Consider the following 16237-nt stretch of genomic DNA (forward strand, 5'->3'; position numbering starts at 1 on the left):
GTACGGGCTGGCGTTCGTAATGGTTGCCAGTTACTTCGGCTCTGGCTCGGTGTTCATTGCCAGTCAAGCTGGCGTCATGCACGGATACACACTGCTTTGGGCCGCCGTCGGAGCGGCATTACTCGGATTCATGGCCCAGGACATGAGTGCTCGGCTAGGTATCCACGGAACATCGCTGATGGCGTTCACCCGCGAAAAACTGGGCCGGCCACTGGCGATAACGATTGCACTCTTCCTGTCGATTGGCTGCATCGCCTGGACGCTCGGGTTGGTCGCCGCAGTCGGCGCTGGTCTCTCCTTCCTGCTCGGGGGTGTTGTCGGCTGGCAACCCATTGCTGTTCTCACGACCTTCGCTGCGATCGGTATCGGACTATTGCGCTACGACACTGTCGAAAACATGATGATCGCAATGATGTTTTCGCTGATGGTCATCTTCGTGATCGTTGCCCTGCCGAGCGGTGCTGATCCAAGCAGTGTTACGACCGGGTTCGTCCCGGGCACTGACTCGTTGGGTGCGCTGGCGATGGTAGCAGGGCTGCTCGGTACGACCGCATTGTGGCCGAATTTCTTCCTGGAATCGATCCTAGTGGATACCAAAGGTTGGACTGACGAGAGCGACCTCCCGGAGGTTCGGAGAGACTTGGCAATCGGCTATGCAGTCGGCGGGATCACGATGGTTGCAATCCTGATCGGCGCAGCAGCATTACTGCGCCCGATGGGTTACACTGAGCTTGAGTCGTTCATTACACCGGGTCAGGCGCTCGTTGATGTACTTGGAACATGGGCCATGGTGCTGTTCGTCGGCGGCGTGATTGTCGCAGCGTTCAACAGTATCATCCCGATCATGTGGACGCCAGCCTACATCATTCCGCAAGCGGCGGGATACCCAGTTCAAAAAGGGGATCGGTTGTTCAACACCATATTCGCAGGACTGACCGGGATCGGCGTGTTCTCGCCACTTGTGAGCTGGTGGCTGAATTTGTCGGTCGTTGACATGGTAATCCTGTTTCCGATGTACAACGGAATCTTCGCGCTGCCGGTCGTAGCCATCCTGTTGTTCTGGGCGGTTAACGACCGCGAGACGATGGGCGAGTACACGAATTCGAAAGCGGTAAACGCTGTCAATTCACTACTTGTACTACTCGCGGTTATCCTAGCGATTCTGTCTATCCAAGACTTCGCTAAACTCATCACTGGCGGTGGGTTCTGACGGTGGGGCCACTCATCTCTCTTGAGACTCTGAGCGTGTCATAGAATTGATCACAGGGTTTTGAGCTTCGTTCGTCCGGGATTGTGTCCTCTTTCGTAGTTGGCAACTGCAACGATCACGCGGAGACACAGTGCAAGGAACACCTGTGTTCGCGTACAGGTGTTCCTGTCCTTGTGTCTGCGCCTCGTCATTGCGATCACCAACTACGAACGAGGAGACAATCCGGGAAGCACGATCATCACGGTGTGACAAGAGTTCTATGACACCCTCCTACGATAGAATAAACGCAATCGCCGTGCTGCATCCATGCTCTGGATGTTGCACGCGATCTCTGCCAGCCACTTGATAGATAGAACGAGACGTGCTGAATTGAGAGTGCGAATGTTCCATGAGGCGAGTGACGATCTGCGAGGGTCGTGGTCGGTCAGTACAGGCGAACTATCTAACGCGGCGAACTGTGACTTGTCCCTCAACAGATAGGAACCCTGCGCAAGACTCAGAGTATCAGTATTCTGGAACAATTTTAAGAACAAGAAGGTATAATTATGTCTTATGGAATGGGAGGACTTCATTAGCGACTTTGAAAATCTCCCGTTAGCTTTCCCGAACAATTGGGTCCATGAGTCTACAGAAGGGTTTTTACTTGAGACCAAAAGCGAAGGTTATGTGGGACGATGGCTTAAGGGAAATGATCGAGGAGAATCCGTTGGAATACTACCTCGACGGGAGCAACCAATCGATGGAGAACAAATATATTTTATCATATCTGAGGATGCATTCATTGTGTTTGAACCATGGTATAGTTTAATATCAAACGTTGTTGAAAGGTTAGTATCAACCCTGGGTATTATTTCGGCAGTGCCTTATATAAACGACTGGCACCCTTCCGACATTTTTGGATATATCACCACAAAGTTTGATTTGATAGGAATCAAGCTCAGCTACCCAATTTTTCTCTTGATCTTCTTTACAATCCTTAAATTGAAGGGCTGGCTATCAAAAGGGTATCTGTATGATACCGCATGTAATATGTCCAACGACAACATAGAATGACATTTAATATGAGCCATAGGGTACCCAAAATTCGTTCTATTATTCTGGTTATCACATTATGGTTAGAGAAACGGTCAATACTAACCACTTCCCGTGTTATCAATCGAATAGAATAAATTAGACCGCCATCCACGCTACGTTCGCGTCCCACATCCTGCACGGCGCTCAGAACATCATCTTGAACTGGTAGGATTCTCACCGTTCAATAAGCACGTGTAGTGATCGGATGGTTCACCGCTTTCGGAGTGAAACAAACGGTGTCGTCCTGCTGAACTTATGCTCTATATCTTGCACTGCCTTCCGTTACTATATCTATCTCAACATTCACCATCCGGATTGAACCGCAGTAAATCAGCTGTGAATGTTTCTATGACACGCTACACCGAGTAAAACACGAGAGCGAGAAGCGGGATCAGCCGTGGGTATAGCCCCGATCGGGTAACGGCTCCCCGTCGATCGTCACGCCGTCCTCGCGGACCCCACCGACGACCGACAGCGGGACCGACGTGGCCGATCGAGCGGCCTCGAGCTCGCCCTCCGGAACCGTCACGACGAGTTCGAAGTCTTCGCCGAAGGTCGTCGCGAGCTCGAGAGCCGCGTCCTCGCCGTCGGTGAGCTCGGAGACGGCGTCGTCGACCGGAACCCGGTCCGAGTCGACGGCAAAGCCACAGCCGGAGGCTTCGGCGAGCTGGTGGAGCGACCGGGCGAGCCCGTCGCTCGAGTCCATCATCGCCGTCGCGTGCGGGGCGAGTGCCAGCCCGGCCGCGACGCGGGGTTCGAACCGGAACAGGTCGTTCGCGCGCTCGAGGTCGCCGCGCTCGAAGAGTTCGATGGCGGCGGCGCTGCGTCCGAGAGTGCCGGTGACGCAGACGACGTCACCCGGCTGTGCGCCGGAGCGGAAGACGGGGTCGTCGGTCCGTCCCAGCGCCGTCGAGACGACCGTAAACTCCTGGTGGTCGTCGAGATCACCGCCGACGTAGGCGGCGTCGACGCGCTCGCAGACGTCGCGTGCGCCCCGGACGAACGCGAGTAGTTCGTCCTCGTCGAACGTGGGTGCAGCGTAGACGGCGACGGCCGCCGTCGCCTCGGCACCCATTGCCGCGACGTCGGACAGTGATGCGCCGACGGTCCGCCAGCCGGCCGTGTATCGGCTCGTCCCCGCGGGAAAGTCCGTCCGCTCGTGGAGCATGTCCGTCGTCAACACCTGTCCGTCGACGACGGCGGCGTCGTCGCCGACCGGATCGAGTTCCGCATCCAGCAGTGCCAGCGCCTCGCGTTCGTCCATACCCGCCGTTTCGAGTCGAGTGCGAAAAACGAACCGAAACGGGCGATCCGATCCAGGCTCGAGACGCAAGTCGGTGTCCCGTCCGAACGGACAACGATGCCCTTAAATGCCGCCGCAGGGAACGAAACGCCAATGGCTACGATGTACGACGTTCCGGCCGAGGACCTCATCGAGGCCCTCGCCGAGGACCTCGCGGATCGACTCGAGGAACCCGACTGGGCCGCATTCGCAAAGACCGGCTCGTCGAAAGAGCTCCCGCCCGAACAGGAAGACTTCTGGGCCGTCCGTGCGGCCAGCCTCCTGCGAAAAGTCGCCGACACCGGCCCCGTCGGCGTCGAACGGCTCGCTACCGAGTACGGCGGCACTAAACGCGGGACGAACCGCTACCAGGTCGCCCCCGACCGCCGCGCCGACGGCTCGCGCAACGTCATCCGGACGATCCTCCAGCAGCTCGAGGAGGAAGATCTCGTCGAGACCGCCGAAGGCGAGGGTCGTCGGATCACCGCCGAGGGTCGGAGCCTGCTCGATGACACCGCTGGCGAGGTCCTCGAAGAACTCGATCGTCCGGAACTCGAACGGTACGCGTAGGCGATTCTGTTCTTCTCTGCGTTCGCGGACACGCCCAAGCTCCGCGTCCACCGGTCCGTAATGGTTTTCCCACCCGATAGGTAACAGTGAGTTATGAGCGAAACGCCCGACGACGACGAACTCGAGGAACTCCGACGCAAGAAGATGGAACAGCTTCAGGAACAGGCCGACCGGCAAGGCGGCGACGGACAGGAAGCCGCCAGACAGCAGGCCGAAGCCCAGAAGAAGGCACTCCTGCGCCAGCACCTGACCGACGACGCCCGCAAACGGCTCAACACCGTCAAGATGAGCAAACCGCAGTTCGGCGAACAGGTCGAACGCCAGGTCGTCGCCTTGGCCCAGAGCGGACGCCTCCAGGACAAGATCGACGACGAGAAGATGAAACAGCTTCTCAACGAACTAAAGCCCGAGGAGAAGAGCTTCGACATCAAGCGACGCTGATGGAGCTTGGACTCCTCTACAGCGGGGGAAAGGACTCGACGCTTGCCGCGCTCGTCCTCGATCAGTTCTACGACGTCACCCTGACGACGGCACATTTCGGGATCACCGACGACTGGAAGCACGCCCGTGACACCGCAGAAGCCGCCGGCTTCGCGTTCGAACGTCTCGAGCTCGAGCCCGACGTCGCCCGGGAGGCCGCCGATCGCATCCGCGAGGACGGCTATCCACGAAACGGCATTCAGCTCGTCCACCACCACGCATTAGAACGGCTCGCCACGGAGGGGTTCGACGCCGTCGGCGACGGCACCCGCCGCGACGACCGCGTTCCGACGGTCTCGCGAGCCCAGGCCCAGAGCCTCGAGGACCGCCACGGCGTCGACTACGTCGCGCCGCTGTCGGGGTTCGGGCGACGTGCCGTCGATCGGCTCGTCGAAGACGCCCTCGAGGTCACCGCCGGCCCGAGTGAGGAGATTCCCCGTGCGGACTACGAGGCCGAACTGCGGGCGTTCATCGCCGAGGAAGACGGCCCGGAGGCGATCCGGGAGTACTTTCCCGATCACGAACAGACCTACGTGACCGACGTCGCGGACGGTCTCAGGTGAGTACCGGAGCCCAGCGCCGCTCCGTTTCGTGTACCCAACCCATTTTGGCTCGCCCTCCCTAGTCCATCCATGAGCGACGACGACGGATCCGAGCTGTCGGTCACGGCGTTCTTCGAGTACTGTCGGACGCAGGCGCGATTGCTCTCGGGGCGGGCCGAGACGATGCGGTCGGACGTCGACGACCTGCTCGAGGAGATCGACGACGATCTCGAGACGATTCGCGGGCGACTCACGGACCACGCTAACGATCGGGAGGGACCGACGGCCGGTCCGGCCGGAACCGACCTCGACGTCACGGAACTCGAGGAGCTCGAATCGACCGTCGAAACCAAACAGGCGCTCGTCGAGGCCAAACAGGCCCGGCTGGCTGCGTTTCAGGAACTCGCCGCCGACTACGCCGACCTCGCCGCGGAACTCCACTCCGAGATCGACGACGGACACGAAGCGATGGAGCGCGTAATCCGCTTCGAACTCGAGCACGATGCCCCCGTCTACTTCGACGATCGGCAGACGGTAGCCGAGGCCGCCGCCGAATCGAACGACCAGCGAGACGAGTAGCCGACTCGAGTTCGAGTGAGACGGGAAGGAAGCATAGAAGTGCGCCGTGCTCGAACCTGTGGCCATGTACGAGCGAATCAAGGGATTTCGTGACTTCTACCCCGGCGAGATGGCCGCCCGCCGGGAGACGATCGACACCCTCGAGGACGTCGCCCGACGGTACGGCTTTCGAGAGATCGCCACGCCAGCGCTCGAGCGGGCGGAGATGTGGACCGACAAAAGCGGCGACGAGATCGTCGAGGAACTGTACGCCTTCGAGGACCAGGGCGGCCGCCACGTCACGCTCACGCCGGAGCTGACGCCAACGGTCGCACGCATGGTCGTCGCCAAACAACAGGAGCTGTCAAAGCCCATCAAGTGGTTCTCGACGCGGCCGTTCTGGCGGTACGAACAGGTCCAGCAAGGTCGCCAGCGGGAGTTCTACCAGACGAACGTCGACATTTTCGGCTCGGCCGAACCCGAAGCCGACGCCGAGGTGTTGACGTGGGCCGCAGACGCCCTCACCGGCCTCGGACTCACCGGCGAGGACTTCGAGTTCCGGGTCTCTCACCGCGACATCCTCGGTGGCGTCCTCGAGACCTACGACGTCGACGTCGACACCGAGGCGGCGATCCGGGCGGTCGACAAGTCCGATAAGATCTCCCGGCCGGAGTATCACGACCTGCTGGTCGACGCCGGCCTCTCCTACGAGCAGGCCGCCGAGTTCGACGAGTTGATCGCCCAGGGCGACCTGGATGAGGTCGTCTCCTTCGCAGACAGCGAACGGGTGAGCGACGCCGTTTCCAACCTCCAGGCCGTCCTCGCGGCCGCCGCGGACCTCGGTGCCCGGGAGTACTGTACGATCTCGCTCGAGACCGCCCGCGGGCTCGATTACTACACCGGCGTCGTCTTCGAGTGTTTCGACTCGACGGGCGAGGTCTCCCGATCGATCTTCGGCGGCGGGCGCTACGACGACCTCATCGAGAGTTTCGGCGGCCAGCCCACCCCCGCGGTCGGGGTCGCACCCGGCCACGCCACCCTCTCGTTGCTCTGTCAGCGCGCCGGCGTCTGGCCCGCAGAGGAGATCACGACCGACTACTACGTCCTGCAGGTCGGCGACACGCGGGAAACGGCAGCCCGAATCGCCCGCGACCTTCGCGAACGCGGCCACGTCGTCGAGACGGACGTCGCCGGGCGGTCCTTCGGCGCACAGCTGGACTACGCCGACTCGATCAACGCCGAGACGACGGTGATCGTCGGCGAGCGCGACCTCGAGAACGACGAGGTGACGGTCAAGGACATGGACACCGGCGACCAGGTCCAGGTGTCCGTCTCCGAGTTCCCAGGTGAGGACGACCGGCCGACGTTCGACGACGTCGCCGAGTAACGAGTGCGAGTACGAGCGCGAAGACGAGTACGGCTCGGAATGTTCCGGCTGCGAGCCGGTACCGGTGCAGCCGGAAGAACGTCGAACTGCCCGCGACCGACTGACCTACCATTAACTACCGGGCCGGTGTACGACGCCCGATGGCCACCAGCCGCCCGAACGTCCTGTTCGTGCTCACCGACCAGGAACGATACGACCTCACTGCGCCCGACGGTCCACCCGTCGAGACGCTGGCGTTCGATCGGCTCTCGAGCGAGGGCGTCCGCTTCGAGCGGGCGTACACCCCGATCAGCATCTGTACGAGCGCCCGGGCGTCGATGCTGACGGGGTTGTACCCACACAACCACGGAATGTTGAACAACTGCCACGAGGAGGACGCGGTTCGGTCGACCCTCCCAACGGACCTGCCGACATTCTCCGAACGGCTCGCCGACGCGGGGTACGACTGCAGCTACACCGGCAAGTGGCACGTCGGCCACGACCGGACGCCCGAGGACTTCGGCTTCTCCTACCTCGGCGGGAGCGACAGACACCACGACGACATCGACGACGCGTTCCGTGCCTACCGCCGGGAACGAGAAACGCCGATCGAAGACGTCACGCTCGAGGACGCGATCTACACCGGCGGCCAGGACGGCACGCTCGTCGCCGGGACGACGCCGGTCGACGTCGCCGACACGCGGGCACACTTCCTCGCGGAGCGAACACTCGAGATGCTCGATCGTCACACCGAGTCGAACGCGCCGTTTTTCCACCGCATCGACTTCTACGGACCACACCACCCCTACGTCGTCCCGGAGCCGTACGCCTCACAGTACGATCCCGACGCGATCGAGCCGTGGGACAGCTACGCCGAGACCTTCGACGGCAAGCCAGCCGTCCACGAACAGTACACCCAGTATCGCGGCGTCGCGGACTTCGGCTGGGAGACGTGGGCCGAGGTCGCCGCGAAGTACTGGGGCTTTCAGTCGTTGATCGATGCGCAGGTCGGGCGCATCCTCGAGGGACTCGACGACCGCGGACTCGCCGGGGAGACGATCGTCGTCCACGCCTCTGACCACGGCGACTTCGTCGGCAACCACCGCCAGTTCAACAAGGGACCGCTGATGTACGAGGACACCTACCGGGTCCCCCTGCAGGTTCGCTGGCCCGGCGTCGTCGACGCGGGAACGACGCGGACCGAACCCGTCTCGCTCGTCGATCTCGCACCGACGTTTCTCGAACTCTGTGACGTCCCGGTACCCGACGGCCTCGACGGGCACAGCCTCCGTCCGCTACTCGAGGGCCAGGTCCCGCTCGAGTGGCGCGACGCCGTCGCCGCCGAGTACCACGGCGACGAGTTCGGCCTCTACAGCCAGCGGATGATTCGGACCGAGCGGTACAAGTTCGTCTACAACGGCCCCGACACAAACGAGCTGTACGACCTCGAGAGCGATCCGGCGGAGCTTCGAAATCTGATCGATCACCCGGAGTACGAAAACGCCAGACGCAAGCTGGCGAGACGGCTCGTCAGGTGGATGCACGAGACAGACGATCCGAACCGGACGTGGGTTCCGGGGACGCTCGACGGCTAGTCGCGTCGTTCCAGAATCCGGTCGACGATCAACCGCGTCGAGAGCAGTTCGCCGTCGTACCGGGGTTCGCGACCGTCGACTCGTCGGACGTCACAGTCGACTCCGCGCTCTTCGAGTTCGGCCTCAATCGCTTCCTCGTCGTGGTGTTGATCGTGACCGAGCGCGATCACGTCCGGTTCGATCTCCTCGATCGGGACGAAGATGTCTTCCTCGTGGCCCAGGATCGCCTCGTCGACGACCTCGAGGGCGTCGACGACGTCCCGTCGCTGTCTCGCATCACAGATCGGGGGTTCCTTGTGATCGACGTTGCTCGAGCGAGCGACGATGACGACCAGTCGATCGCCCATCGCGGCGGCCTGCTCGAAGTAGTGAACATGACCGGGATGGAGCAGATCGAACGTTCCCTGGGCGACGACGGTTCGTGTTCGTGTCTGTGTCCGTGTCATCGTTTCAGTCCCACCCGCGCAGCTCGGCGTCGATGTCCGCCTGCGTGAAATCGAAGAAGTCCTCGGCGTCGGGCAGCTCGACGTCGAGGACGTTCAGCGTCGTCGGCTTTCCCTCGGAGTCGAACGCCTGCCAGTCGTTTCGGCCATAGGGTGCACCGATGATGACGTGGACCGACCCTCTGGTGAACGTCTCGAGGTCGGCGTCGCTCGGACGCAGTACGCCGTTTGGGTGGGAGTGAACGCTCCCGAGTGATTTCACGTCGTTCGGTATCTGACTCGTCTTTACGGTCGCGCTCACGCTGTTTGCTTCCGTGCCCGGGATAACCAAGACGTCGGTGATGACGAGCCCGTCCCGATCCAGCCCCAGTCGCGACGCTTCGGTCCCGCGGAGCATTCCCATGTACTCGTCCGGGTGGGATGCCTCGGAGGACTCGAGCGCGAACTCGAGGGTCTCCTCGGCGATGCCGAGAATCTCGCTCGAGCGAAACAGCGCGTCGAACAGCCCCATACGTTCCGTTCGGTGCTTCCCGTTGCTAAACGTTCCGAAAGCCCTGCCGGCATCGTCACACACGAGCGATACGAACCCTTCTTGGCAAGGGTTATACGCGACCGCCCCAAACAGTTGGCAACGATGTCACGTGATTCTGCCGGCGAGGCCGGCGACGACGGGTATTCCGTCGTCTACGATCTCGATTCCGACTGTACTGCCGAAGACGTCGAGGAGGAGACACCATATCTCGCGGAGATCAACGGTATCGTCGACTACGGCGTCTTCGTCGACCTCTCCGATTCCGTCTCCGGACTCGTTCACGAGTCCGTCCTCGAAGGTACCTATCGCGTCGGCGAAGAACTCGTCGTGGAACTCGAGACGGTTCGAGAAAACGGCGACATGGCGTTCAAACCCGCCGACGTCGACGTCGAGGAGTACACCGTCCGGGAGGTCGGCCACGACTACTCGCTTACCGGCACCGACCGCCTCGAGGCAAACGCCGGCGATCAGATCCACATCGAGGGCGAAGTCGTCCAGGTCAAACAGACCGGCGGCCCGACGATCTTCCACGTCGCCGACGAGCACGGCGTCGTTCCCTGTGCCGCTTTCGAGGAAGCCGGCGTCCGCGCGTATCCATCCGTCGAAGTCGGCGACCTCGTCCGGGTAACCGGCGTTCCGGAACGACGCGATGACTCGTTTCAGATCGAAGTCGACGGCCTCTCGACGCTCGACGGCGAGACCGAAGCCCAGGCTCGCAAGCGACTCGAGGCGGCACTCGAAGACCGGGCGAGTCCACACGACGTCGAGCCGCTGATCGACTGGCCGGCCTTCGAGAAGCTCCGTCCCGACTTAGAGGAGGTGGCTCGCCGTCTCCGCCGGACCGTCCTCGAGGGACGACCGATCCGGGTTCGCCACCACGCCGACGGCGACGGGATGTGTGCCGCCGTCCCCGTCCGGATCGCCCTCGAGCGGTTCATCGCCGACGTTCACGAAAACGACGACGCGCCACGACACCTCGTCAAGCGCCTGCCCGCGAAGGCCCCGTTCTACGAGATGGAAGACGCGACGCGCGATCTCAACTTTGCCCTGGAGGACCGCGAGAAACACGGCCAGCAGCTTCCCCTCCTCCTGATGCTCGACAACGGCTCGACCGCCGAGGACGTGCCGGCCTACGAGACGCTCGCTCACTACGACATCCCGATCGTCGCCATCGACCACCACCACCCCGATCCCGAGGCGGTCGAGGGGCTGCTCGATGCCCACGTCAATCCCTACCTCCACGACGAGGATTACCGGATCACGACGGGGATGCTCTGTGTCGAACTCGCCCGGATGATCTATCCCGATCTCACCGACGAACTCCGGCACATTCCCGCCGTCGCCGGGCTCGCGGACCGCTCGAAGGCCGATGCGATGGACGACTACCTCGAGCTGGCCGCCGAAGAGGGCTACGACGAGAAACGGCTGAAAGACGTCAGCGAAGCGCTCGACTACGCCGCGTTCTGGCTCCGGTACGACTCCGGCGACCGGGTCATCCGGGACCTCCTCGAGATCGACGTCGGCGAGCCCCAGCGCCACCGCGATCTCGTCTCCCTGTTTGCAGACCGCGCCCGAACGGAGGTCGACGACCAGCTCACGGACGCGATGGTCCACGTCGAACACGAGTCGCTCGCAAACGATGCCCACCTCTACCGGATCGACGTCGAGAACTACGCCCACCGCTTTACCTACCCTGCACCCGGCAAGACGACCGGCGAGATCCACGACCGCAAAGTCGAAGAGACCGGCGGTCCGGTCATCACGGTCGGCTACGGCCCCGACTTCGCCGTCTTGCGAAGCGACGGCGTCCGGCTGGACATCCCGACCATGGTCTCGGAACTCGAGGCGGAGGTTCCCGGCGCCGGCGTCTCCGGCGGTGGCCACCTCGTCGTCGGTTCGATCAAGTTCGTCGAGGGCAAACGCGAGGACGTGATCGACGCGCTCGTCGAGAAGATGGCGGCCGCGGACATCGACGAAGAGCTCTCGACTGCGGCACCGATCGACGACTGAGGGCGGTTCCGTCTCGAGTCGCGACGCTCCCGGTCGATCGGACCGAACACGAGGTATCGCCGCGCCACGAGCAGACAAACGACGAGAAAGCCACCGACGACGACACCGAGTCCGATCGGCAGCGGCCACGACTCGCCCTCCCAGTCCTCGTCGAAGACGCCGGCGTAGAACGTGCCGGCCTCCTCGCCGTGTAACACGAGCGCCACCTCGCGGTTGTCGCGAACGGAGGTATTGTTCCAGTTCGGGCTGCCGACGATCGCTTTCTCCTCGTCGATCACCACACCCTTGGCGTGGAGCTTCTCGAACCGACTGCCGGGCTCGACGAGTCTGACCTCGAGTGGTAACCCCTCCTCGCGTGCCGTCCGCTCGAGACGGTCGGCGAGGGCGCGGTTCTCGTCCTCGACGTACCACGACGTGTCGAGTAAAATCCTGACCTCGACGCCGCGGCGAGCCGCCTCGAGGCTCTCCTCGAGCAGCGGAAACGCCGGGTCACCGATCCGGACCTGCTTGATACGGATCGACTCCTCGGCACCGGCGAGTAGCTCCGCGGTCCGGGCCTCGACGTTGTCGGGAGCGAGCAGGACCTCGACGTCGTCGACCGCGACGGGTTCGGGATCGACGCGCTCGGGGTAGGCGCCGTCGCGGTTGCCGTCTTCGACGAACGTCGCCGTCTCGCGGTGGTCTGTCCAGGCCGTCGTATCCCGACCGTCGGCGTCGGCCCGAAAGACGTCCGCCAGGTGGGAAGCCACGGCGGGATCGTCGACGACCACGCCCCAGCCGCGACTGGAAGCGCCCCCGACGCCCGAGGGTTTCCAGTTCTCCGTGAGCACGATCGCGCTGTCGTCGACGACGGCGTACTTGGGATGGTGGTACGTGTAGCGCGCCCCCTCGCCGCCCAGCACCCGGACCGTCACGCCGGCCGCCTCGAGGTCGTCGACTACCCCGCGGGTCCGTTCGGGCGTGCCGCCGACGGGACCACCCTCGAGCAGGACCTCGACGTCGACACCCCGATCCGTAGCCGCCACGAGTTCGTCGGCCACGTCGTCGGAGGTGAACGTGTACCCGGCGAGGAGGATGCGGTCGTCGGCCTCGGCGAGGGTCTCGAGCGGGACCTCCGGCGAGTCAGGGAGCACGAAAGCCGTCACCGCGTCGGCGTCGCTCGTCGCCGGGGAGAGACAGGTCGCCCCGTTCGGCCACCAGACGCCGTCACGGTCGTCGGCCCGGTGCCACGTCTCGGCTGTGGGCGCGCGATCATAGGCGACGGTGTCGACGACGCGTCCGTCTGCCCGGAGTTCGAGTTCGTCTCCGTCGGCTGCGAGCCGGAGGTATCCCTCGAGTTCGACCACGGGGCGGTCGGTCAACCGGTGCGTCTCGTCGGGGTCCATACTGATTGCGACCTGGCCGGAGACATCGTCGGGAACGGATGCGGTCGTGTGACCGTCCGTCACCGTCAGGTTCTCGGCCGCCGCCTCCGGCGGCACCTCGAGAACGAAAAACTCGCCGACGTTCCCCTCGGTCGTCGGGTTCGGATGGAGAGAGAGGATTCGCGGATCGGCGTCGGAGTCGATCGGCGGTAGCTCCGTCGGCCCGTCGGCACACCGAGTCGGCGTATCAGACGCGTCGACGGCAGGCGACGAACTCGGCTGGGCCGTCGTCACGAACGCTCCGACGACGAGCGACGCAGCTACCAGAGCGAGTGTCACACAGAGAGTCGCGACGGCCGGCCCGGAGCGCATTGTCGGGCGTGGCCGCGCCCCCGTACTTAAACGTTCGCCGCCTTCTCGGCTTCGGCCTGGACGATGTAGGAGCAGTCGTCGGCGTACTCGGCGGCGGCCTCGAGCGCCTCGGCGGTGCCGATCCGGTTGAGCGCCCAGGCGGCACTTGCCCGGACGGTATCCTCGTCGTCCTCGGCCAAGACGTCAGAAAGCGGTTCGATGGCGCGGGTATCACCGATCAGACCGAGCGCGCGGGCGGCGTGGCTTCGCACCTCGGGCTCGTCGGCGACGAGCTGGTTCGCGATCGGCTGGATCGCTTCCTCCGCGCCGAGCTCTCCGAGCGCCCTGAACGCGGGTTTCTGGAGCTGAGGGTTCGAATCGACGTAATCGAGCAGCGTCTCGACGACCTCCTCGTCTGCGACGCCGATCTTGCCGAGGGTCTCGATCGCCGCCTCGTCGCGCCGTCCCGCCCGCTGGAGCATCGGATCGATCGCCTCCTCGGGCCCCATCCGTTTGAGCGCCTCGAGACAGTGTTCTTCCATGAACTCAGACCCCAGCGACTCGAGTGCGAGCAGGACCATCTCGACGTTGCCGCGTTTCTCGTGGACTTTCAGTGCGTGCCACTCCGGCGGGAAGTCCTTGACGTGATCGAGCACGTCGTAGTAGCCCTCCCGGCGGAGCTGTTCGCGCACCTCGAGGTCCGTCCACTCGGTCGCGTCGTCGATTCCAGACGCGAGGTCGTCGGTCGCCTCGAGCAGGCCAGCGATCGTCTCGGCGTCGTCGTCGGGATCGAGGTCGGCGTCTTCGACGGCGTCGGCGACGCTTTCGAGAGTGGCATCGAGTCGGTCCGGCACGTCGTCGCCGTCGGCGATCGACTCCGCAATGTCGATCAGGCCGGCGGCGGCGGTCTCGAGGAACGTCTCGACGCTCGCTGTGAGTTGCCCGTGACCCTCCGCCTCGGTCCAGCGGGTGCCCGTGATCTCGCGTCGGGCGTCGTCGACCGCCGAGACGACGTCGTCGGCGTAGGGACCGCGTTGCTCTTCGACGCCGTCCTCGACGTCGTCGATTCCGCTCTCGACGTCGTCGATCTCGTCTTCGACGTCGTCGAGTTCCGCCTCAACGTCCTCGTACTCGGCCTCGAGATCTGCGAGCGGACCGCTCGGCTCCTCGTCTTCCACTTCTTCGTCCTCGTCTTCCTCCGGCTCCGGCAACTCGATCTCGTCGAACCGATCGCGAACCGCGTCGAACTCCTCGCGGACGGTCTCGAGTTCCTCGCGGACGGGCTCGAGGTGTTCTTCGACGTCGTCTAAGTCGTCTTCGGTCTCGGCGGCCTCGAGTTCGTCTTCGACGGGCTCGAGATCGTCCCGGACGGGAGCGACCGTCGGGCGGACGGGTTCGACATCCTCGCGGACGGCCGCGAGGTCTTCGCGGATGGCCTCGATCTCGGACTCGAGGTCGACATCTGCGTCCGTCTCCTCGTCGCTCATCTGCTCACCCGGCGGACCGACGCCGTGGCATTCGTAACCATGCTCATGCTCGTACGGGCACGTGTGAGGAGTATACCCCTAAGCGTTTCCATACTCCGCGTCGGCGATCGACGAGCCGTTTGCCCAGTACAGCCACGGGGCGAGCAACATGTACGCCAGTCCGAGCGTGAGCAAGGCGTACGGAAACGTCCGGCCGGCGAAGTCGGGGATCACAATCGCGAGCACGTGGACGACGCCCATGATCAACGCGTCGCGGGCGAGCAGATCGGGGTATCGGATCGGCGAGACCATCAGATACGCGAACAACGCGGTGCCCCCGATGACGAGCCACGGTTCGGTGACGCCGGCGAGAATTGCGGCCCCGATGATCGTCGCCGCGAGCGTCGTCTGGACGCCCTCGGTGTACTCCGTGGTCGTGTCGTAGGCGGTGTACATTCCGAGCCGGGCGACGGCCATCGCGACGAACGTCGCACAGACGACGCTCACGAGGAGGAACTCGAGTGTCAGCGTCTCGAACCCACCCAGCCCGTCGGTGACGACGACGAACGCGAGGACGGCGGGTGCGATAGCGAACGAGGCGACGTCGGCGAGCGAGTCGAGGTACGGCCCCGCCGGCGTGCCGCCGTACCGTCTGGCGAGGATACCGTCGAGTCCGTCGGCGACCGCCGCGAGCAGGACGAGCCTGGCCGCGAGATGTACGTCGACGAACGCGACGACGACGGCGACGAACCCGAGCGCGGCGTTTGCGATCGTCACCGCGTCGGCGACGCCGAGTCGTCCGACGAACCGGGGCAGCATACTCGCGGATTCGGCGTGGGGTGACCTTACGTGTTTTCGTTTCCACACGCCGAGTCCGCCGTCGATTCCCGCCGTTCGGGAACCGAACCGGGGGCGTTATATCGCGGCCGTTCTAACCCGCGACTATGCATCGGCGCGCCTATCTCGCTGCAGTCGCCGGCGGCGGCTTCGCCGGGCTCGCGGGCTGTACCGCGCTCGGTAGTCTCGGGAATTTCGGCGTCGACAACTACGACATCGGGATGACGCGAAACGAGTTCGTTCCGGACGAGTACGAGGTGACCGTCGGCGAAACCGTCGTCTGGAAGAACACGAGCGGTTCGTTACACACCGTCACCGCCTACGAGGGGAGTATTCCGGACGGTGCCGAGTACTTCGCGTCGGGTGGATACGACAGCGAGGAGGAAGCTCGCGAGGCGTGGCACGACGACTTCGGTGGCGGCTTCGATCCGGACGCGCTGTTCGAACACACGTTCGAGGTGCCGGGTACCTACTCGTATTTTTGTATTCCTCACGAGATGGACGGCCACGGCGCTGTTCGGATGGACGGACTCGTTCACGTCACCGAGTGACGTGAC

General features: G+C 63.6%; 15 protein-coding genes and 1 pseudogene. 10 read left to right on the plus strand and 6 right to left on the minus strand.

Features of this window, described 5'->3' with window-relative positions; translation table 11 throughout:
- The first annotated feature begins 19 nt into the window (after nt 1–19).
- On the plus strand, nt 20–1210 hold the full coding sequence (locus QQ977_RS14740; RefSeq protein WP_285926528.1) for an NRAMP family divalent metal transporter: 1191 nt from the start codon (nt 20–22) through the stop codon (nt 1208–1210).
- 552 nt (nt 1211–1762) lie between these two features.
- Entirely contained in the window at nt 1763–2263 is a 501-nt protein-coding gene (locus QQ977_RS14745; RefSeq protein WP_285926529.1) for a hypothetical protein, read from the plus strand.
- 412 nt (nt 2264–2675) lie between these two features.
- Here QQ977_RS14745 and thiL read toward each other — a convergent pair whose 3' ends face one another.
- Complete coding sequence (gene thiL, locus QQ977_RS14750; protein WP_285926530.1) at nt 2676–3548, minus strand: thiamine-phosphate kinase; 873 nt, start codon at nt 3546–3548, stop codon at nt 2676–2678.
- A 132-nt stretch (nt 3549–3680) separates the two neighbouring features.
- Between thiL and QQ977_RS14755 the strand changes: the two genes are divergently transcribed.
- The 6 genes from QQ977_RS14755 to QQ977_RS14780 all read left to right on the plus strand — a co-directional run bounded on the left by QQ977_RS14755 (nt 3681) and on the right by QQ977_RS14780 (nt 8677).
- The gene (locus tag QQ977_RS14755) at nt 3681–4136 is read left to right on the plus strand and encodes a 30S ribosomal protein S19e (RefSeq protein WP_285926531.1); all 456 of its coding nucleotides are present in this window, start codon (nt 3681–3683) and stop codon (nt 4134–4136) included.
- Between the two features lie 93 nt (nt 4137–4229).
- Complete coding sequence (locus tag QQ977_RS14760) at nt 4230–4577, plus strand: DNA-binding protein (RefSeq protein ID WP_285926532.1); 348 nt, start codon at nt 4230–4232, stop codon at nt 4575–4577.
- The gene (locus QQ977_RS14765) at nt 4577–5179 is read left to right on the plus strand and encodes a DUF7411 family protein (RefSeq protein ID WP_285926533.1); all 603 of its coding nucleotides are present in this window, start codon (nt 4577–4579) and stop codon (nt 5177–5179) included. Before QQ977_RS14760 ends, QQ977_RS14765 begins: the two co-directional genes overlap by 1 nt.
- Before the next feature lie 69 nt (nt 5180–5248).
- Nucleotides 5249–5737, plus strand: a complete 489-nt coding sequence (locus QQ977_RS14770) for a ubiquitin-like protein Pup (RefSeq protein WP_285926534.1) — start codon at nt 5249–5251, stop codon at nt 5735–5737.
- 64 nt (nt 5738–5801) lie between these two features.
- Nucleotides 5802–7103, plus strand: coding sequence for a histidine--tRNA ligase (hisS, locus tag QQ977_RS14775; RefSeq protein WP_285926535.1), 1302 nt, complete (start codon nt 5802–5804; stop codon nt 7101–7103).
- A 140-nt stretch (nt 7104–7243) separates the two neighbouring features.
- Nucleotides 7244–8677: a sulfatase-like hydrolase/transferase gene (locus QQ977_RS14780; protein ID WP_285926536.1), complete on the plus strand. Its 1434-nt coding sequence runs from the start codon at nt 7244–7246 to the stop codon at nt 8675–8677.
- Here the strand turns inward: QQ977_RS14780 and QQ977_RS14785 are convergent.
- A complete protein-coding gene (locus tag QQ977_RS14785) occupies nt 8674–9123 on the minus strand; it encodes an FAD synthase (protein WP_285926537.1) in 450 nt (149 codons plus the stop codon). The genes QQ977_RS14780 and QQ977_RS14785 overlap by 4 nt on opposite strands.
- Before the next feature lie 4 nt (nt 9124–9127).
- The gene (locus tag QQ977_RS14790; RefSeq protein ID WP_285926538.1) at nt 9128–9631 is read right to left on the minus strand and encodes a Mov34/MPN/PAD-1 family protein; all 504 of its coding nucleotides are present in this window, start codon (nt 9629–9631) and stop codon (nt 9128–9130) included.
- A gap of 123 nt (nt 9632–9754) precedes the next feature.
- On the opposite strand from QQ977_RS14790, the gene QQ977_RS14795 reads away from it, so the two are divergent.
- Complete coding sequence (locus tag QQ977_RS14795; protein ID WP_285926539.1) at nt 9755–11662, plus strand: DHH family phosphoesterase; 1908 nt, start codon at nt 9755–9757, stop codon at nt 11660–11662.
- A gap of 152 nt (nt 11663–11814) precedes the next feature.
- Here the strand turns inward: QQ977_RS14795 and QQ977_RS14800 are convergent.
- The 3 genes and pseudogenes from QQ977_RS14800 to QQ977_RS14810 form a co-directional block, all read right to left on the minus strand.
- A pseudogene (locus tag QQ977_RS14800) lies at nt 11815–13398 on the minus strand (phospholipase D-like domain-containing protein); the annotation flags it as partial.
- 26 nt (nt 13399–13424) lie between these two features.
- Entirely contained in the window at nt 13425–14864 is a 1440-nt protein-coding gene (locus QQ977_RS14805) for a HEAT repeat domain-containing protein (protein WP_285926540.1), read from the minus strand.
- 78 nt (nt 14865–14942) lie between these two features.
- Nucleotides 14943–15662 (minus strand): protein sorting system archaetidylserine synthase, encoded by a 720-nt coding sequence (locus QQ977_RS14810; RefSeq protein ID WP_285926541.1) that lies wholly within the window; start codon nt 15660–15662, stop codon nt 14943–14945.
- A 125-nt stretch (nt 15663–15787) separates the two neighbouring features.
- Between QQ977_RS14810 and QQ977_RS14815 the strand changes: the two genes are divergently transcribed.
- The gene (locus tag QQ977_RS14815) at nt 15788–16231 is read left to right on the plus strand and encodes a cupredoxin domain-containing protein (protein ID WP_285926542.1); all 444 of its coding nucleotides are present in this window, start codon (nt 15788–15790) and stop codon (nt 16229–16231) included.
- The last annotated feature ends 6 nt before the right edge of the window (nt 16232–16237 follow it).

The organism is Natrialbaceae archaeon AArc-T1-2, from assembly GCF_030273315.1.
Lineage (GTDB): Archaea > Halobacteriota > Halobacteria > Halobacteriales > Natrialbaceae > Tc-Br11-E2g1.

Excerpts from the sequence above, each read along its gene's own strand:
- QQ977_RS14790 (WP_285926538.1), bottom strand. The coding sequence starts at position 9,631 with ATGGGGCTGTTCGACGCGCTGTTTCGCTCGAGCGAGATTCTCGGCATC.
- QQ977_RS14815 (WP_285926542.1), top strand. The coding sequence starts at position 15,788 with ATGCATCGGCGCGCCTATCTCGCTGCAGTCGCCGGCGGCGGCTTCGCC.
- thiL (WP_285926530.1), bottom strand. The coding sequence starts at position 3,548 with ATGGACGAACGCGAGGCGCTGGCACTGCTGGATGCGGAACTCGATCCG.
- QQ977_RS14745 (WP_285926529.1), top strand. The coding sequence starts at position 1,763 with ATGGAATGGGAGGACTTCATTAGCGACTTTGAAAATCTCCCGTTAGCT.
- QQ977_RS14805 (WP_285926540.1), bottom strand. The coding sequence starts at position 14,864 with ATGAGCGACGAGGAGACGGACGCAGATGTCGACCTCGAGTCCGAGATC.
- QQ977_RS14760 (WP_285926532.1), top strand. The coding sequence starts at position 4,230 with ATGAGCGAAACGCCCGACGACGACGAACTCGAGGAACTCCGACGCAAG.
- hisS (WP_285926535.1), top strand. The coding sequence starts at position 5,802 with ATGTACGAGCGAATCAAGGGATTTCGTGACTTCTACCCCGGCGAGATG.
- QQ977_RS14755 (WP_285926531.1), top strand. The coding sequence starts at position 3,681 with ATGGCTACGATGTACGACGTTCCGGCCGAGGACCTCATCGAGGCCCTC.
- QQ977_RS14770 (WP_285926534.1), top strand. The coding sequence starts at position 5,249 with ATGAGCGACGACGACGGATCCGAGCTGTCGGTCACGGCGTTCTTCGAG.
- QQ977_RS14795 (WP_285926539.1), top strand. The coding sequence starts at position 9,755 with ATGTCACGTGATTCTGCCGGCGAGGCCGGCGACGACGGGTATTCCGTC.
- QQ977_RS14785 (WP_285926537.1), bottom strand. The coding sequence starts at position 9,123 with ATGACACGGACACAGACACGAACACGAACCGTCGTCGCCCAGGGAACG.
- QQ977_RS14780 (WP_285926536.1), top strand. The coding sequence starts at position 7,244 with ATGGCCACCAGCCGCCCGAACGTCCTGTTCGTGCTCACCGACCAGGAA.
- QQ977_RS14765 (WP_285926533.1), top strand. The coding sequence starts at position 4,577 with ATGGAGCTTGGACTCCTCTACAGCGGGGGAAAGGACTCGACGCTTGCC.
- QQ977_RS14810 (WP_285926541.1), bottom strand. The coding sequence starts at position 15,662 with ATGCTGCCCCGGTTCGTCGGACGACTCGGCGTCGCCGACGCGGTGACG.
- QQ977_RS14740 (WP_285926528.1), top strand. The coding sequence starts at position 20 with ATGGTTGCCAGTTACTTCGGCTCTGGCTCGGTGTTCATTGCCAGTCAA.